Annotated in this window: 15 protein-coding genes; 14 read left to right on the plus strand and 1 reads right to left on the minus strand. The window is 48.3% G+C overall.

Annotation, left to right across the window (positions count from 1 at the left end; translation table 11 throughout):
- Positions 1–2 precede the first annotated feature (2 nt).
- The 11 genes from priA (at position 3) to spoVM (ending at position 12,017) form a co-directional block, all read left to right on the plus strand.
- Complete coding sequence (gene priA / locus J7E78_RS22160) at positions 3–2,552, plus strand: primosomal protein N' (RefSeq protein WP_215078226.1); 2,550 nt, start codon at positions 3–5, stop codon at positions 2,550–2,552.
- A gap of 116 nt (positions 2,553–2,668) precedes the next feature.
- Positions 2,669–3,157 carry a peptide deformylase gene (def, locus tag J7E78_RS22165; protein WP_017687449.1) on the plus strand — a complete coding sequence of 163 codons (489 nt, stop codon included), beginning with the start codon at positions 2,669–2,671 and terminating at the stop codon, positions 3,155–3,157.
- 12 nt (positions 3,158–3,169) lie between these two features.
- Positions 3,170–4,123: a methionyl-tRNA formyltransferase gene (gene fmt / locus J7E78_RS22170; protein ID WP_215078227.1), complete on the plus strand. Its 954-nt coding sequence runs from the start codon at positions 3,170–3,172 to the stop codon at positions 4,121–4,123.
- The gene (gene rsmB / locus J7E78_RS22175) at positions 4,120–5,598 is read left to right on the plus strand and encodes a 16S rRNA (cytosine(967)-C(5))-methyltransferase RsmB (protein ID WP_215078228.1); all 1,479 of its coding nucleotides are present in this window, start codon (positions 4,120–4,122) and stop codon (positions 5,596–5,598) included. The genes fmt and rsmB overlap by 4 nt, the downstream gene beginning before the upstream one ends.
- Positions 5,599–5,851: 253 nt before the next feature.
- Positions 5,852–6,892, plus strand: coding sequence for a dual-specificity RNA methyltransferase RlmN (rlmN, locus tag J7E78_RS22180; protein WP_036614609.1), 1,041 nt, complete (start codon positions 5,852–5,854; stop codon positions 6,890–6,892).
- 7 nt (positions 6,893–6,899) lie between these two features.
- Positions 6,900–7,676 carry a Stp1/IreP family PP2C-type Ser/Thr phosphatase gene (locus J7E78_RS22185; protein WP_215078229.1) on the plus strand — a complete coding sequence of 259 codons (777 nt, stop codon included), beginning with the start codon at positions 6,900–6,902 and terminating at the stop codon, positions 7,674–7,676.
- On the plus strand, positions 7,673–9,883 hold the full coding sequence (pknB, locus tag J7E78_RS22190) for a Stk1 family PASTA domain-containing Ser/Thr kinase (RefSeq protein ID WP_215078230.1): 2,211 nt from the start codon (positions 7,673–7,675) through the stop codon (positions 9,881–9,883). Before J7E78_RS22185 ends, pknB begins: the two co-directional genes overlap by 4 nt.
- 61 nt (positions 9,884–9,944) lie before the next feature.
- Positions 9,945–10,853: a ribosome small subunit-dependent GTPase A gene (gene rsgA / locus J7E78_RS22195; protein WP_215078231.1), complete on the plus strand. Its 909-nt coding sequence runs from the start codon at positions 9,945–9,947 to the stop codon at positions 10,851–10,853.
- A gap of 1 nt (position 10,854) precedes the next feature.
- Positions 10,855–11,514, plus strand: a complete 660-nt coding sequence (rpe, locus tag J7E78_RS22200; protein WP_215078232.1) for a ribulose-phosphate 3-epimerase — start codon at positions 10,855–10,857, stop codon at positions 11,512–11,514.
- 3 nt (positions 11,515–11,517) lie between these two features.
- Entirely contained in the window at positions 11,518–11,769 is a 252-nt protein-coding gene (locus tag J7E78_RS22205; RefSeq protein ID WP_091014322.1) for a hypothetical protein, read from the plus strand.
- A 167-nt stretch (positions 11,770–11,936) separates the two neighbouring features.
- A complete protein-coding gene (gene spoVM, locus J7E78_RS22210) occupies positions 11,937–12,017 on the plus strand; it encodes a stage V sporulation protein SpoVM (protein ID WP_017687458.1) in 81 nt (26 codons plus the stop codon).
- Positions 12,018–12,210: 193 nt separating this feature from the next.
- Here spoVM and rpmB read toward each other — a convergent pair whose 3' ends face one another.
- Positions 12,211–12,399 carry a 50S ribosomal protein L28 gene (gene rpmB / locus J7E78_RS22215; protein ID WP_017687459.1) on the minus strand — a complete coding sequence of 63 codons (189 nt, stop codon included), beginning with the start codon at positions 12,397–12,399 and terminating at the stop codon, positions 12,211–12,213.
- A 637-nt stretch (positions 12,400–13,036) separates the two neighbouring features.
- On the opposite strand from rpmB, the gene J7E78_RS22220 reads away from it, so the two are divergent.
- The 3 genes from J7E78_RS22220 to recG are packed head-to-tail and all read left to right on the plus strand — an operon-like array spanning position 13,037 to position 17,796.
- Positions 13,037–14,848, plus strand: a complete 1,812-nt coding sequence (locus J7E78_RS22220) for a DAK2 domain-containing protein (RefSeq protein WP_215078233.1) — start codon at positions 13,037–13,039, stop codon at positions 14,846–14,848.
- Positions 14,849–14,876: 28 nt separating this feature from the next.
- Positions 14,877–15,740, plus strand: coding sequence for a DegV family protein (locus tag J7E78_RS22225; RefSeq protein ID WP_215078234.1), 864 nt, complete (start codon positions 14,877–14,879; stop codon positions 15,738–15,740).
- Positions 15,741–15,750: 10 nt separating this feature from the next.
- Positions 15,751–17,796, plus strand: coding sequence for an ATP-dependent DNA helicase RecG (recG, locus tag J7E78_RS22230; RefSeq protein ID WP_215078235.1), 2,046 nt, complete (start codon positions 15,751–15,753; stop codon positions 17,794–17,796).
- The last annotated feature ends 40 nt before the right edge of the window (positions 17,797–17,836 follow it).

Raw genomic sequence — 17,836 nt, forward strand, 5'->3', positions numbered from 1 at the left:
ATATGGAGATTGCCAAGGTCATAGTCGATGTTCCCGTGAAGGAAACAGACCGGCCGTTTGATTACCTGGTGCCTGAATCGATGAGGGAATGGATCGAGATTGGCAGCCGGGTGGGTGTACCTTTTGGTCATCGGACGGTGCAGGGATTCGTGATTGATCTTGTGCCGCGTACCGGAGAGGAAACATTCAGGCTCAAGCAGATTCAGGAGTTGCTGGACATTGTTCCCCCATTATCAAAGGATTTGGTTGAACTGGCCGAATGGATGAGTGGGCGTTATGCCAGTAACCGGATTTTGTCATTGCAGGTCATGGTGCCGACGGCATTGAAAGGTAAAGCAGAGCGATACATCTCGCTGGGAGATGCACTTGATGGACAGATGGCGGATGCACAACCGGATGATGAGGTGTTATTTGTTTGGGGAGAAGAGTCTACGACCGAGAAGGTGCAGCAGGATATCATCCGTTTTGTCAAAAGTCGGGGTCAGGTACCACTGCAACAACTAAGTCGAAAATATCCCAATCATGCTGCACTAATTAAAAAATTATTGCTTGGTGGTGTACTGCTGGAGAGTCAGGCCATCAAGGACAAGTTAAATAAAAAAACGATGAAGTCCGTTGATCTGGCTGTAGATATGGCTGCTGCTCAGGAAGCACTTGCTTCATTCCCGGCGAAAGCACAGCGACAGAAGGAGATTCTGGCTTTTTTGCTGGAAATGAAAGAACTGCTGCCCATGCCGATGAAAGAAGTGTTATCTACACTGCAGGTATCGGCCGCAACGATTAAGGGGCTTGAGGAAAAAGGATTGATCGTTACCGAGGACGTTGAGGTCTTTCGTGACCCTTATCAGGGCAGGAAGTTCAAAGCAACTGAACCGCTGGTTCTGACCGATGAGCAGAAACTTGTCTACGACAATATCAATGGCCGATTGCAGGAACAACGCCACGGGGTATTTTTGCTACATGGTGTTACGGGAAGTGGCAAGACGGAAGTCTATCTTCAAACCATTCAACAATGCATTGAACAGGATCGGCAGGCTATCGTACTGGTGCCCGAGATTGCACTCACACCACAGATGGTTGAACGTTTTAAAGGGCGGTTTGGCGATCAGGTTGCGGTCATGCACAGTCGTCTGTCTGGCGGTGAGCGTTATGATGAATGGCGCAAGATTCGTGAGGGTCAGGTGAAGGTTGCGATTGGGGCGCGCTCAGCGGTATTTGCTCCATTCAGTCGGCTTGGGCTGATCATTATGGATGAGGAACACGAGACTTCCTACAAACAGGAGGAAACGCCAAAATATCATGCCCGTGATGTAGCGGTAAAAAGAGCACAGCAGCACCAGGCCGTGGTTGTTCTGGGTTCAGCGACACCTTCGCTGGAAAGTTATTATGCGGCGCGCTCGCAAAGTAACGACGATTTTGCACCACTCTTGCTGGAGATGCCAACACGGGCACTGGGTAACAAGCTGCCTGAAGTGCGGATCGTTGATATGCGTGAAGAGCTGAAGGATGGCAACCGTTCCATGTTCAGCAGGGCTTTGCATAAAGGGTTGGAAGAGCGCTTGGAGCGTGGTGAACAGACGGTGCTTCTGCTGAATCGCCGTGGATATTCGACCTTTGTCATGTGCCGAAGTTGTGGATATGTGGCAGGTTGTCCCGAATGTGATATTTCATTGACGTACCATCAGCGCTCGAACAATCTTCGTTGTCACTATTGTGGATATGCGGAAGCGGCACCGGAAGTATGTCCTGATTGCGGGAGTGAGCATATTCGATATTTTGGTACAGGTACACAGCGGGTCGAGGAAGAGCTTGCCAAGCTCTTTCCTGGTATTCGGGTCATTCGGATGGACGTGGATACAACAACGGAAAAAGGGGCTCACGAGAAGCTTCTGAAACAGTTTCGTGAGAAAAAGGCGGATGTATTGCTGGGTACCCAGATGGTTGCGAAGGGACTTGATTTCCCGGATGTAACCCTGGTTGGCGTGATAACAGCGGATTCAGCATTGAATTTGCCTGATTTCCGTGCTGCGGAAAAAACGTTTCAGTTATTAACACAGGTAGCTGGCCGAGCTGGTCGGCACCAATTACCTGGTGAGGTGTTTGTTCAGTCCTATACGCCGGAACACTACTCCATTGGCCATGCGAGTCAGCATGACTACGTGTCGTTTGTACGTGAGGAACTGCTGCACCGTCGCAATTTGCAATATCCGCCATACTGTCGCCTGATTCTGGTGACCTTTTCGCATGAGCAGCTTCCGGTATTGATTCGTCTTGCCGAGAACTATACGCGAATACTGAAAGAGAAGGCCAATGCAGCCGGATGGCTCGGCAGTCTGGATCGATTCAGCAATGATGCCTTTGATGTACTGGGGCCGGTAGCGTCCCCGATTCCTCGGATCAAGAATAGATACAGATTCCAATGTATGATAAAATGGCGGGGGGATGTAGACGCCATAGGACTAGCTCTGGCGACGGCCCGGCGCATGGACGATGATGTTCAGGCGCAAAAATTACTTATTAGTCTGGATGTAGACCCGCAAATGTTAATGTAAGCATTTTGCAGCCATGCGGATGTAAACAAGCGGTATAAACATAGATTAAAATGAATACCCCAAAAATACAGATATCGTCCTGAAATTATGATGAGGATTAGGAAGGTGCTTACAACATGTCGATTCGCATTATCGTGCAAGAACCAGATGAGGTGCTCCACAAGAGAGCCAAAGAAGTAACTAAAATTACACCAAACGTACAAAAATTGCTGGATGATATGGCTGATACCATGTACGATGCGGAAGGTGTAGGTCTTGCTGCGCCGCAGGTTGGTATTTTAAAACGTCTGATTGTTATCGACGCAGGTGATGAGCAAGGGCTAATCAAGATGATTAACCCGGAGATCATTGCAAGTGAGGGAGAACAATTCGGACCGGAAGGTTGTCTGAGTATCCCTGGAATTAATGGTGATGTTCGCCGTTTCGAGACCGTTACGGTTAAAGGTCTGGATCGTGAAGGCAAAGAGTTGATTATTACGGGTAGTGGCTTGCTGTCCCGTGCATTCCAGCATGAGATTGATCATCTGGATGGCGTACTCTTTACGGATGTCGCCGAGAAAGTGTACGAAATTGCAGCCGATCAAACGGGACCGCGTCGTAATTAAGGAGTGATCGATTTGAATATTGTTTTTATGGGAACACCTGAATTTGCAGTTCCTTCTCTCGATATGCTGATGGCAGAGGGATACAATGTGGTGGGTGTGGTGACTCAGCCTGATAAACCACAGGGACGCAAAAAAGTACTTACGCCAACACCGGTTAAGGCTGCGGCAGAACGCCACGGTCTGCCGGTGTTTCAACCTGTTAAATTGCGTGATCCGGAAGCGGTAGCCCGCTTGGCTGAATGGAAGCCTGATCTGATCGTGACCGCGGCATTTGGACAGATTCTGCCCAAAGCTGTGCTGGATATGCCTGTTCGCGGTTGTGTGAACGTGCACGGCTCTCTTTTACCAAAATATCGCGGAGGAGCCCCGATCCAACGTTCCATTATAAACGGTGAATCTGTGACAGGAGTCACATTGATGTATATGGCTGAAGGCCTGGATACCGGAGATATGATCTCGCGTGTGGAACTGCCAATTACGGATGAAGACACATCCGGATCGATGTTTGATAAATTAAGTGAGGCTGGTTCCAAACTGCTTCAGGCTGAAATGCCACGATTGATTGCAGGCGAGACAACGGCTGTCCCTCAGGATGATGCCGAGGCTTCGTATGCTCGCAATCTGACTCGGGATGACGAGAAAATGGACTGGAGTCGTACTTCACGTGAACTGTTCAATCAGATTCGTGGTCTTGTGCCGTTCTCCGGTGCATTTACGATGTGGGATGATCAGGTCTTTAAAGTCTGGGCTGCGGCTAACCCAGATCAGGTGGACCTAGAAACTTCTTCGGATGCTGGACAAGCAGAGCCGGGAACGGTGCTGCAATTGAACAAGGCAGGGATTGAAGTCTGCACAGGCAATGGGTCTCTGTGGTTGACTGAAGTGCAGCCTGCAGGCAAAAAGGTGATGCAGGCCGCTGACTTTGCCCGTGGTGGTACACTGAAACCTGGAACGGTGCTGCGATGAGTGGTAACACACCAAGTCGTTTGTCAGGAAAAGGCCAGAAAGCTACTGGGAATTCATCCGGGCGTGAAGGAAACCGTCGTCCGAACTCGGGTAAATCGGGTGGTGCATCTCGCTCCCAGAAACCCAAAACATCTGCTCGTGCATTGGCAGTCAAAGTACTGAGTGCTGTTGAGCAAGATGGAGCATACAGTAATCTGGAGTTGAACCGTCGTCTGAAAGAGGCAGATTTAAGCCCCGCAGATGCTGGACTAGCTACCGAATTGGTGTATGGAACAATCGCCAGATTAAATACACTTGATTATTTTCTGGAACGTTACGTCGCCAAAGGAGTATCCAAACTGCAACCATGGGTTCGTAGCCTGCTGCGAATTAGCGTATACCAGATGATATACCTGGATCGTATTCCGGAGCATGCCGTGGTGAGCGAAGCGGTTAATTTGGCGAAGAAACTGGGCCATCAGGGAATCTCGGGTATGGTGAATGGTGTGCTGCGCAATATGATCCGTAATCGGGATGAACTTCGTATTCCAGAACATCTGCCCGCTGCCGAACGTATTTCACTGGAGCATTCCCACCCGATATGGATGGTTGAACGCTGGATTGCCCAGTACGGCGAGGAGACGGCGGAAGCGATCTGTCGTGCGAATAATGAGCCGCCAGCGGTGAGTGTCCGGGTCAACACAACAATGACCACACGGGAGAAACTGATGCATGAGATGACCAGTACAGGTGCAGTCGTTGAAGCTTCTCAGCTGAGTTCCGATGGAATTCTTGTACGTAGTGGCGGAAACATGGCTCTAACGTCCTGGTATCGGGACGGGTTGTTCTCTGTACAGGACGAAAGTTCCATGCTTGTCGCTGAAGCCGTTGCGCCAGAAGTAGACCAACTTGTATTGGATTGCTGCGCAGCTCCAGGTGGTAAAACAGCTCACATGGCTGAGAAAATGCAGGATCGCGGTCGTATTGTCGCGAATGATGTACATGCTCACAAGCGCCAGCTGATTCTGGATCAGGCGGAGCGTCTCGGTCTGAGCTGTATCGATGCTGTAACTGGAGATGCTCTTGATCTCAATGAACGGTACCCGGAAGCGTCGTTTGACCGCATTTTGCTGGATGCACCATGTTCAGGTCTGGGTGTTATTCGCCGCAAGCCTGATGTGAAATGGACCAAAACCGTAGAAGATATCGAAGATATCGCAGGCTTGCAGCGTGAACTGCTTGATCAGGTTGCGCCGTTGTTAAAACCAGGTGGTATTCTGGTGTATAGCACGTGTACGATTGAGCCTGCTGAGAATGAGGATATGGTTGCAGATTTCTTGAATCGACATCCGGAATATCGTCCTGTGGAAACGTCCGTTTGGTCCGAATCGGAGACAATGAACTTGAAGGTTGTGAACGGAGGCGTTCAGATTTTGCCGCAATACGCTCACAGCGACGGATTTTTCATCGCACGGTTGACAAAAACAGCGGAATAACAGTTTAATAGAGCACGGAAGCATGACCGCCGAGGGGAACTTCGGCGGATTTCTTTGTGATGGGACTTCGATATAATTGTCAGAGAATGTGATGACAGGGTGCGATGGCGGCATTGAGGTGTTATAATGCATGAAGTACAGCTATCAAGGGTATACATGGATGTAACGTGGTCTTTGTGATAGAATAGGACGAATGGAACGAAAAGAAGGAAGCCAAACGAAAAGAAAAGAAGGAATAGGTGTTGACAACAAAATGAAACCTTTTATATATGATTATTCTCTGGAGCAACTGCAGCAATGGGCTGTTGAGAATGGGGAGCCGGCGTTTCGCGGTGGCCAAATCTTTGACTGGATTTATGTAAAACGCGTGAATGATTTCAGTGAAATGACGAATCTGTCCAAGCCATTGCGTGAAAAACTGACAGAGCAATTTGAATTCGTAACGCTTAAGGAAATTACCAAGTTTGAATCCAAGGATGGAACGGTTAAATTCCTCTTTGGTCTTCATGATGATCATGCCATTGAGACAGTAATTATGAAGCATAACTACGGGAACAGCATTTGTGTAACCACACAGGTTGGTTGTCGTATTGGTTGTACGTTCTGTGCATCCACACTAGGTGGACTCAAGCGTAACCTTACAGCTGGGGAGATTGTTGCTCAGGTTGTGCAGGCTCAGAAAATTTTGGATGAACGCGGCGAGCGTGTCAGCAGCATTGTGATCATGGGTTCTGGCGAACCTTTCGAAAACTATGAAGCTACGATGACTTTCTTGCGCATTATGATTCATGAGAAAGGGCTGAACATCGGTCAGCGTCACATCACGGTATCCACGAGTGGAATCGTTCCAAACATCTACAAGTTTGCGGATGAAGATACACAGATTAACCTCGCCATTTCGATCCATGCACCAAATGATGCACTGCGTTCGAAATTGATGCCGGTTAACCGCCGTTTTCCTTTTGAAGACGTGATGGAGTCCCTTCGTTATTATCTGGCCAAAACAGGTCGGAGAATTACGTTTGAGTATGCACTTATTGGTGGAGTAAACGATCAGCCGGAGCATGCAGCAGAACTGGCAAGTGTGCTTAAGAACATGTTGTGCCACGTGAATCTGATTCCGGTTAACCATGTACCTGAACGCAAATACGTAAGAACATCGAGAAGCGACATTTTCAATTTTCAGAAGATTCTCTCGGAACAGGGTGTTAATGTAACCATTCGTCGTGAACAGGGACATGATATTGCTGCCGCTTGCGGTCAGCTTCGTGCAAAGCATATGGAGTTGAGGTGAGAACGTTTTGATCAAAACAGTTCATGTGAGCCATATCGGACGAGTGCGTTCGGTGAATGAAGATTCAGCCTGGATTCGTAATCTCGATACAGGATATATTCTGGGTATTGTTGCCGATGGCATGGGTGGACATCTTGCAGGGGATACGGCAAGCCGCTTGGCAGTAGAGACGCTGGTACAAGATCTGGGAACACTGGAACCAGGTCTGTCACATGCGTCTCTGTCTGCGGCTCTCAGCGATGCTATTTTGCATGCCAACGAAGTTATCTTCCGCACGGCTTCCACAGATGACAAGTATCACAACATGGGAACAACGGTGGTTGCGGCATTATTGAACGATACGGAAGGTGTTATTGGACACATTGGTGATAGCAGAGCCTACAAAATTGCGAATAAAGCTGTGATCCAGCTAACTGAGGACCATACACTGGTGAATGAATTGTTCAAAAATGGTCAGATCAGCAAAGAGGATGTGTCCCATCATCCACGTCGCAACGTGCTGACTCGTGCGCTTGGAACAGATGCCGAGGTGAAGGTAGACCTGGATACCGTCAAGCTGGAGGAAGGCGAAGTTCTTCTCCTGTGCAGTGATGGTCTCAGTAACCTGGTCAGCAATGAGCAGATTATTCAGGTTGCTGGCAATCTGGAACTGGCATTGGAAGATCGGGCAGACCGACTGCTTCAGTTGGCTTTACTTGCTGGGGGAGACGACAACATCACGCTTGCTTTGTTTGAGTTGCAGAGGGAAGGTTCCGTGGATACGGAAACGGGGTGTGAGTCATGATTGGGCACCAGCTAGGCGGACGCTATGAAGTGATTGAGCGTGTCGGTGGCGGCGGCATGGCTCTTGTGTACAAAGCCCAGGATCTTCTGTTGAACCGGAATGTAGCGATCAAAGTCCTTAGACAACAGTTTGTGCATGACGAAGAGTTTATTCGCCGTTTCCGCAGGGAAGCACAATCCGCAGCATCGCTGTCTCATCCGAATGTAGTTAGCATTTATGACGTGGGGCAGGAAGATGACGTTCATTATATTGTCATGGAGTACGTGGAAGGCAAAAACCTGAATGAAATTATCAAAGAACGTGCCCCTCTGCAGGTGGACGAATCGGTGCGAATCGCTTCCCAGATTGCAGATGCTCTTGATCATGCACATCATAATCAAATCATTCATCGGGATATCAAACCCCACAATATATTAATTGGCCGGAATGGCCGTGTGAAAGTAACGGATTTCGGGATTGCCCGTGCCGTGACATCAACAACGATTACACAGACGGGTTCTGTAGTTGGTTCTGTACATTACTTCTCACCGGAGCATGCCAAAGGCATCGTTACTGGTGAAAAATCGGACTTATATTCTCTTGGGATCGTACTCTACCAAATGTTGACTGGGCAACTTCCGTTTCTGGGTGAAAGTCCAATCAGTGTGGCATTGAAGCATTTGCAAGAAGAGTTCGATGAACCACGCAAATTCAATCCATTGATTCCGCAAAGTGTGGAAAATGTCATCTTAAAATCCATGCGTAAAAATCCGCAGGAACGTTATCAGTCGGCCAAAGAAATGCAGACCGATCTGGAAACTTGCCTGATGCCGGAGAGACGTAATGAAACGAAGATTGATTTTCCGGATGAGGATGATATAGACCAGACTCGCGTAATGCCAGCGATCAAGCCTGAACCGCGCGGAGTTACATCCACGGGTGCGGTGCCAGTGATGGAGTCTGACGAAGAAACTGGCAAGGGTAAGGCGAAATCCAAGAGCTGGAAGAAACCAGCACTACTCATTTCATTAACCGTTCTTATTCTAATCGCCATGGTGGGCGTTGTATGGTATGTCAAGGGTATGCTGGTTGTACCTGAAGTAACTGTGCCTAACGTGATCACTCAGACGGAAGAGAAAGCTCGGGAAATGCTTGAGGAGAAAGGACTCGTCGTCAGTGATGAGGTCATCCGTCTGTACCAGGAAGGTGTCGAACCCGGTATCGTCTATGAACAGAGCAAAAAAGAAGGCGATGTTGTCAAAGAAGGTTCTGAGGTCCAGATCAGTGTTGGTGCAAAAAAAGAACTTTTGAAGATGATTGATGTCAAACAAGAAACCTATGATGAGGCTGTCAAGAAGTTGACTGCGCTTGGCATTAAGGAAGATCAGATTCAGCGGAAAGATGACTTCTCCAATGATGTGGCTTCAGGTTCTGTTATTTCCCAGACGCCGGGTGTGAATGAGGAATTCGATCCTGTGACAGTCCAGATTGAGTTGACTGTAAGTAAAGGCACTGAAACGGTCAAAATGCCTGATCTGAAAAATCATACCCGCAGTGAAGCCGAAGAAAAACTAAAATCTGCTGGACTTGTGCTTGCTCAGGTGCAGGAAGAATCAAGTTATACGGTGGAAAAGGGCAAAGTGACGCAGCAATGGCCTGTGGAAGCGGGCGCAGACGTACGTCCTGGCGATAAGATTACAATCTTTATTAGTACAGGGTATCCGCCCGAAGCGCTGGAATATCCTTTTAATATCAATGTATCACCCAAAGAAGAGGGCAAAAAAAGTAAAATCCGTATCACATATGAAGACGCACGCGGCAAGAATCAGGAATGGGGAACACGCACCGTGAACTCAACCCAGACCTTGACCATTCCACTTGTGCTCGCTCCAAATGAAAATGGGGCTGTGTCCGTATATCGTGATGGACAGTTCCTGGATACGTATCTTGTCTCCTACATTGAAGCCAAAAACGGAACAGTGAATGTACCTTCCATTGACCCGGAACAAAGCACTGAGACGTCGCCAGAAAATGAGCCTGATCCAGGTGAAGGTAGCGTTGATGAAGGCAGCGTTGATCCCAATCAGGAAGGTGAACCTGAGTCCACACCGGCAGACGGTGAGGGTGACAGCGTAGATGAGGACACTTCTGCCATGAATAATGGTAAGGGGCACGGCAAGGAAAAAGAGAAGAAAAAGGAAGTCATTAACGCATCAAGCCGTCCATAAGGGCGGCTTATGCTGGCGTCTGGAGTAAATGTACCACCATCTAAAGGAGGGCGTCGGAGCTATGCCAGAAGGTATCATCGTTAAAGCGCTAAGCGGTTACTATTATGTCATGCCAGTGGAAGACAACGGGGTTCCTTCGGTTGAAGGTTCCGCCGTTCAATGTCGAGCCAGAGGTATCTTCAGAAAACGGGGAACATCACCACTTGTAGGTGATCGCGTTAGCTACATGTTGACTGAGAACGGAGAAGGAACGGTTGATGAAATTCGGAAGCGTGAGACGGAACTTATCCGTCCTCCTGTAGCCAATGTAAGTTTGGCTGTTCTCGTGTTCTCTGTGAAGGAACCGGATATGAACCTGAACCTGTTGGACAAGTTCCTTGTTCACATCGAGCAGGCGGGGCTGGATGCACTCATTGTGTTGACCAAACTGGATTTGGCTGATCCAGCCAAAGACACTGTTGCTGAAGTAAAAGCATTGTATGAACAGGTTGGTTATGAAGTGATCTCCACAAGTTCACGTACCGGTGAAGGCAGTGAATTGCTCAGAGATCGTCTGGCTGGTAAGATCAGCGTATTCTCCGGACAATCCGGTGTAGGCAAGTCTTCGATGTTAAATGCATTGATGCCGGGCCTGACGCTGGAGACAAATGCGATCAGCATGCGGCTAGGACGAGGGAAACACACCACCAGGCACGTGGAGCTTATTCCGTTGGATAATGGCGGATTTGTTGCGGATACGCCAGGATTCAGCCAACTGGACTTTCTGGAGATCGGTGTGGAGGAACTCTCCACTTGTTTCCGGGAATTCGCCCAGTTTGCAGATCAGTGCAAATTCCGAGGTTGTACCCATACACATGAACCAAGCTGTCGTGTGCTTGCGGCCAAGGAGGAAGGTCTGATCTCCGAAAGCCGATATCAGCACTATGTGCTATTCCTGACCGAAATGAAAGATAAGAAGCGGAGGTATTAACATGATTAAAATTGCCCCATCGATATTATCAGCTGATTTTGCCCGCCTTGGTGCGGAAGTTGCAGAAGCTCAAGCTGCAGGAGGAGACTGGATTCATGTTGACGTTATGGACGGCCATTTCGTCCCTAATATTACGCTTGGACCTGCGATTGTGAAGGCAATCGCTCCACATACAAGCTTGCCGCTCGATGTGCATTTGATGATTGAGAATCCGGAGCGTTATGTTGAGGAATTTGCCAAAGCGGGTGCAGCGGTTATTACCGTCCATGCTGAAGCTTGCGTGCATCTGCACCGGGTTATTCACTTGATCAAGGAACAGGGAGTGAAGGCGGGTGTTGCCCTTAATCCGGGAACGCCGGCGAGTGCTATTCAGGAAGTGCTGGACGATGTAGATATGGTACTGGTCATGACTGTAAATCCAGGTTTTGGCGGACAAGCTTTCATCTCGGGCACCATGAACAAAATTAAGCAAATTCGCACTTGGCTGAATGAAAAAGGACGTCATGATGTACATATCGAAGTAGATGGCGGAATTGCAGCCGATACAGCCCCGCTTGTGGTGGAAGCTGGAGCGGATGTACTCGTTGCTGGGAGTGCCGTATTTGGCCGTGAGGATCGTGCTGCCGCGATTACTGAAATTCGCAGTAGCTACGGAGGCTGATCTATGACCCTCAAGGAGACACTGTGGACGATGGCTGCGAGTCTCGTGACGGGACTTGTGCTTGCTTTGTTTGCGGTTATTCAATCCCCGTTTAATGCCATTACGTCATTAATCGGGGTGGGCGTTGTTATTATGTATTTCCGCAAATTTGATCGTACGGGACATCGGGTTACTTTTGTCATATTCAGCATACTGTATTATGTATTGAGTGTTTTCATGATCGCTGTCTATCAATATATTCCTGCCCAAACGTAAATGACCTGATCTTCGGGCTTGTCATTGTGGAATAGGGATCGAAGGTTCCGCATAAATATGGTTACATGAGCAGGTTTCTCATGTAGCCTTTTTTGTCGTGTTTGAGGTAAAGAAGGCCTGAAGCATAGGATACGGCGGACGCATGAGCATGATGGGGAGGGTGAATTATGAAATTTTACACATTCAAACTGCCGAAGTTTTTGGGAGGGTTTGTAAAGGCGATTCTTAATACGTTTCAAAAGCACTGATCCGATTGATAAGGTAACAGGGAATACCGCCGCTTTGGCTCAGGCTTATCTGGAATTCGTACCTGCGAAGCGCCATGCGGCGGCCATTCACATGTTAATGAGCGTATTCAAGAATCCTTTTTTGAATACCAAAAAAGCACCTGCAAGGAACAAGGTGCTTTTTGCTTACCCGATTTATAGTAGCTTTGCGTGATTATACGCGAGTCACTTTACCGGCTTTCAGTGCACGGGTGCTTACGTATACACGTTTTGGTTTGCCGTCAACGAGAATGCGGACCTTCTGAACGTTTACGCCCCAAGTACGACGGTTACGGTTGTTAGCGTGGGATACGTGGTTACCGGTGCCCGGTTTCTTACCTGTCACATAACATTTGCGAGACATAGATTACACCTCCTATCCTAAAATAACCAGTTGCCTTCAGAAACGAAAAGTCATTCCATAAGGACTAAATTGTTCTTCCTGATCATAAAGATCAGTTTTCAGTAGCTAATGGCGTTGTTTAAGCCGGCATGAACCGGATCATTTCCATTACTTAACCTGCATAAAACAATACTTGAATATAATATCATAATTAAAAAAGCTTCGTCAACTGATCCAAAAACTTTATTTATTTCTCCTGTCTAATATAGTACAATGTTGAGTAGTCCATAATACAGTGGTGAACAGGCTGTTGCCGCGAGGAAGTCGGAGAATAAACCGTACCTAGAGGTCGGTGGTCTGCTTTTTGGCAACGCTGTGAGCTGCGGCATTCCATCATTGGCACCAGTCTCCATGCGGCATTCATGCCGGCTCTTGATACCGGTGCATATCCGTATGCCCCGAAGTTAGGGGTGCAGAGAGTGCAGGATATTGGTAGCCCGGCCGCCCAGACCGTTAATCCGGCTGACATGTTGTATTGTATGCCTGTGCCGGACAAGGTATGGACGAAGAATAACGCAGTCCGCGTTAGCGCATGAACAGACCAGACACATCTTGGTGCAAGGTGTTCGTGTATCAAGCTAGGAAGGGGAATTCTCACTTGAGTATACGTTCTTTAAATGGAACAGATTTCACCGCAATGGTACTTGCCGGAGCGGAACAACTTGGACAGCATGCAGAGCACGTCAATTCCCTGAATGTTTTCCCTGTGCCGGATGGTGATACGGGAACGAACATGAATTTGACAATGAGTGCAGGAGTTGCAGAGATTAAAAGAAAAAGTTCTGCCTCCATCGGAGAAGCTGCCGGTATTCTATCGAAAGGCCTGCTTATGGGCGCACGGGGGAATTCAGGAGTTATTCTGTCGCAATTGTTCCGTGGATTTAGTCGTTCAGCTGCTCCCTATGAGGAACTGAATACGCTCCAATTTGCAGCAGCCCTGCAGAACGGTGTTGACGCAGCTTACAAAGCAGTCGTAAAGCCCGTTGAAGGGACCATTCTTACCGTAGCCAAGGAAGCGGCCAAACATGCCAACTACTACGCAAGACGGACGAATGATATTACTGAATTAATGAATGAAGTTTTGTTAAAAGCAAAAGAAGCACTGGCAATGACTCCGGAATTACTGCCTGTACTGAAACAGGTTGGTGTTGTGGATTCAGGTGGTCAGGGGCTTGTATATATCTACGAGGGCTTTATGGAAGTATTGCTGCAAAGTGACGGAGTGAATCGTACTTCGCTGAACAAAGAAGTAACCCCATCCGTGGCAGCATCTGCTTTGAAACCGGCTGCACCGGTAGAAGTGGATGTCAAGAAGCCTGCACAACAGCAGGTGATTGCGCCGGAGATGCCATTGTCTGCTCAGGCGAGACTGGAAACGGAAGACATTGAATTCCTGTATGATATGGAATTTTTCATTAACCGTGAGCTTGGAGAGAACGCAGGAGTGGCATTCGATGACGAAGCATTCCGTAAAGCGTTGTCAGTTAATGGGGATTCGATTATCATCATTGCCGATGATGAAGTCATCAAAGTTCATGTCCATTCCAAGACACCGGGCGATGTATTAAACCTGGCGCTACACTATGGTGAGATTACCCAGATTCATATTCTCAATATGCGTGAACAGCACCGGGATCTGCTGTCAGCAGGCATGGACAGTGCTCCATCACCCGAATTGTTTGCAGAGATTCCACCTGAGGCAGCACGCAGTATGGAAAAGGCTGTCCTTCCTGCAGATGAGATGGCACCCTACGGTTTTATTGCGGTATCCTCCGGTGACGGTATTGCAGAGATCTTCCAAAGTCTTGGCGTCGATGTTGTTCTGTCTGGTGGACAGACGATGAATCCAAGTACGGAGGATTTTGTGAAAGCCATTCGTTCAATTGCTGCGGAGCAGGTATTTATACTCCCGAACAATTCTAACATTGTACTGGCTGCCGAGCAGGCTCGTGAATTGCTTGAAGATGAGCGCCGGATTACGGTTATTCCAAGCAAGACCATTCCACAGGGGATGGCTGCTGCTTTTGCTTTCCAGGAAGATGAGTCTGCGGAAACGAACCGTGACCAGATGCTCGAGGCAATTAGCCGGGTGCAGTCCGGTCAAGTGACTCATGCGGTTCGTGATACGCAATATGATGAATTGGATATCAAGGCAGGGCACTATATTGGTATCCATAACTCCAAAATTGTAGCGACGGATGAGACCATGCTTCAAACATGTGAAGGGCTGCTCAAGCAGATGATGGAGAGTGGAGATGAAGTGGTCACGATCCTTGAAGGGGACGAAGCTGACCCTGAGGTTACCGCTGCCCTCGCTGCATGGCTTGAAGAACAGTATCCTGATGCTGAGGTAGAGGTACATCTTGGAGGACAGCCCGTATATTATTATTTGTTCTCTGTAGAGTCCTAATAACACTCTAGCGAAGAGGAGGAGAGTCATGAGCCACAAGGTTGCGATTGTAACGGACAGTACGGCAGATATTCCCGAAGAACTCATTCGCAAATACGGGATTCACATTGTTCCACTTCGTGTTCTGTTCGGGGAAGAAACATATGCAGACGGCGTTGATCTGACTTCGGAACAGTTCTATGAAAAATTGAAGAAGGGTTCTGTGTTGCCCACAACTTCACAGCCATCTCCAACCGATTTCATGAATGTGTATCAAGCACTACTGGATGAGAATCCAGAACGCCCGATTGTGTCAATCCACCTGTCATCCGGTATGAGTGGCACCTATCAATCGGCCATGCTCGGCAAGTCTTTGCTGGAGCGTGAGGTTGACATCACCGTGCTGGATTCGAAGTCAGCATCTTATGGATACGGTCTGATGGTGGTACAGGCTGCTGAACTTGCCGAACAGGGCAGGTCAGCAGTCGAGATCGCTGCTGCTATTGAAGGGATGCAACAATCTCGCAAGTTGTTCTTTATCGTAGATACTCTGGAGTATCTGCAAAAGGGTGGCCGGATTGGCAAAGCTTCAGCCATCTTGGGAACGCTGCTTAACATTAAGCCGATCCTGTCTATTGATGAAGAAGGCGTTATCTATGCAGTTGAGAAAGTCAGAGGTCATAAAAAAGCAATGGCACGCATTATTGAGCTGTTCCAGAAGGATCTTGCAGGCAAACGGGTTAACCTGGCGGTAGGTCATACCGCTGACCCGGGATCAGCGATCGCTTGTGCAGAGCAGCTGCGTGGCCATTTTACACTGAATGAAGTGATCTATACCAATATTGGAGCCGTAATAGGCAGTCATGTTGGACCTGGTGTCATTGCGATCTTTATGTGGCCTGTTCCGGAATGAGGGATTAGACATGAAATTGGAAGAAATATCAGTTAAGCAAATTAACGGCGTGAGTGCTCTCAAAGAGGGAGAGCTTCACGCCTTTGGCATCTCTACTGTTAAAGACCTGCTCGAATATTATCCGTTTCGTTATGAGGATTATCGTCTGCGTTCGCTCAGTGAAGTGAAGGATGGGGACAAGATTACGGTCCAAGGGCAAGTAATGGGTATTCCTGTATTACAACGATACGGCAAAAAGTCCCGTCTCACCTGTAAGATCATGACGGAAGAGTGGATGATTACAGCAACGTGGTTTAATCGCCATTTCCTCAAAGAACAACTTACCCCCAATCGGGAGATTGTGATTACGGGAAAATGGGAACAAAAACGCATGCAGATGACAGTTACTGACTCGGAGTTCCCCGATAAAGGCGATGGGCGTTCAGGTACACTGCAACCTGTATATTCGGTGACCGGTAAGCTGACGCAACAATGGATGCGGAAAACGATCAATCAGGGATTAATCCAATTCGGAGATATGATTCCCGAGATTCTACCCCAGTCCTTGATGAAGAAATACAGCTTGATGCCTCGTAAGCAGGCGATTGCTAGAATCCATCGTCCACAGGACAACCGGGAAGGTCAGCAGGCCAGACAGCGGATGGTGTATGAAGAGCTGTTTCTGTTCCAGTTGAAAATGCAGGCGTACCGTGCGCTCAACCGAAATCGCATGGATGGTGTAGTGCATACTACAGATAATACGACGATTCGTGAGTTTGTACGCAGTTTACCTTTTGAATTGACAGATGCTCAGAAAAAGGTGGAGCTTGAAATTCTGCATGATATGCGTTCACCTTATGCAATGAATCGGTTATTACAGGGTGATGTAGGATCGGGTAAAACGGTTATTGCGGCAATTGCGTTATACACGACTGTTCGATCCGGTTTCCAAGGGGCTCTGATGGTGCCTACAGAAATTCTGGCGGAGCAGCATATGCGTTCCCTGCAAAAGCTGTTTGAACCGTTTGGGGTAACCGTAGGGCTGTTAACGGGCAGTGTAAATGGACGTAAACGTAAAGATCTGGTCGCCTCGTTGCAAATGGGCATGATTGATATCGTGGTGGGTACACACGCCCTGATTCAGGAAGATGTCTTCTTCCGTGATCTGGGTCTTGTGGTGACGGACGAGCAGCATCGCTTCGGGGTGAATCAGCGCAGCGTTTTACGTCGCAAAGGATATAATCCGGATGTGTTAACGATGACGGCTACGCCCATTCCACGGACACTTGCAATTACGGCTTTTGGGGATATTGAGGTATCCACGATCTCAGAACGTCCGAAGGGACGGATTCCCATCTCCACGTATTGGGTTAAGCACGATATGATGGAGCGGGTGCTCGGGTTTATATCCAGAGAAGTGGATCAGGGCCGTCAGGCCTATCTAATCTGTCCGCTCATTGAAGAGTCGGAGAAGCTGGATGTGCAGAATGCCATTGACCTGCATGTGCAGATGCAGCAGAACTTTCCAAAATATCGTGTAGGTCTGCTGCATGGACGGATGACGGCTGCGGAGAAAGAAGAGATGATGCGCGAATTCTATAGCAATGATATTCAGTTGCTTGTCTCCACCACCGTGGTGGAGGTTGGGGTCGATGTGCCAAATGCCACGTTAATGGTCATTATGGACGCGGATCGTTTCGGTCTGTCCCAGTTACATCAGCTTCGTGGTCGGGTCGGTCGTGGTGCGCATGCTTCCTATTGTGTACTCATTGCTGACCCCAAGACAGAGGTCGGACAGGAGCGCATGAAGGTCATGACGGAAACGGAGGATGGATTCGAGGTATCCCGGCGGGACCTGGATCTCCGGGGTCCGGGTGATTTCTTTGGTACCAAACAGAGCGGATTACCTGAGTTCCGTCTTGCCGATATGGTTGCCGATTTTGCTGTGCTGGAACAGGCCAGAGATGATGTATCCCTGTTGATTTCGGAAGCGGATTTCTGGACGTCTGTGGACTATACGCCTCTACGTGATTTTCTACAGCAACAGCAAGTATTCAAGGGCGATCTGATTGACTAATGTTGCCCATGATAGCGGTTTTTTCATATTACCTTTGTAA

Source organism: Paenibacillus polymyxa (genome assembly GCF_018614975.1).
Lineage (GTDB): Bacteria > Bacillota > Bacilli > Paenibacillales > Paenibacillaceae > Paenibacillus > Paenibacillus polymyxa_E.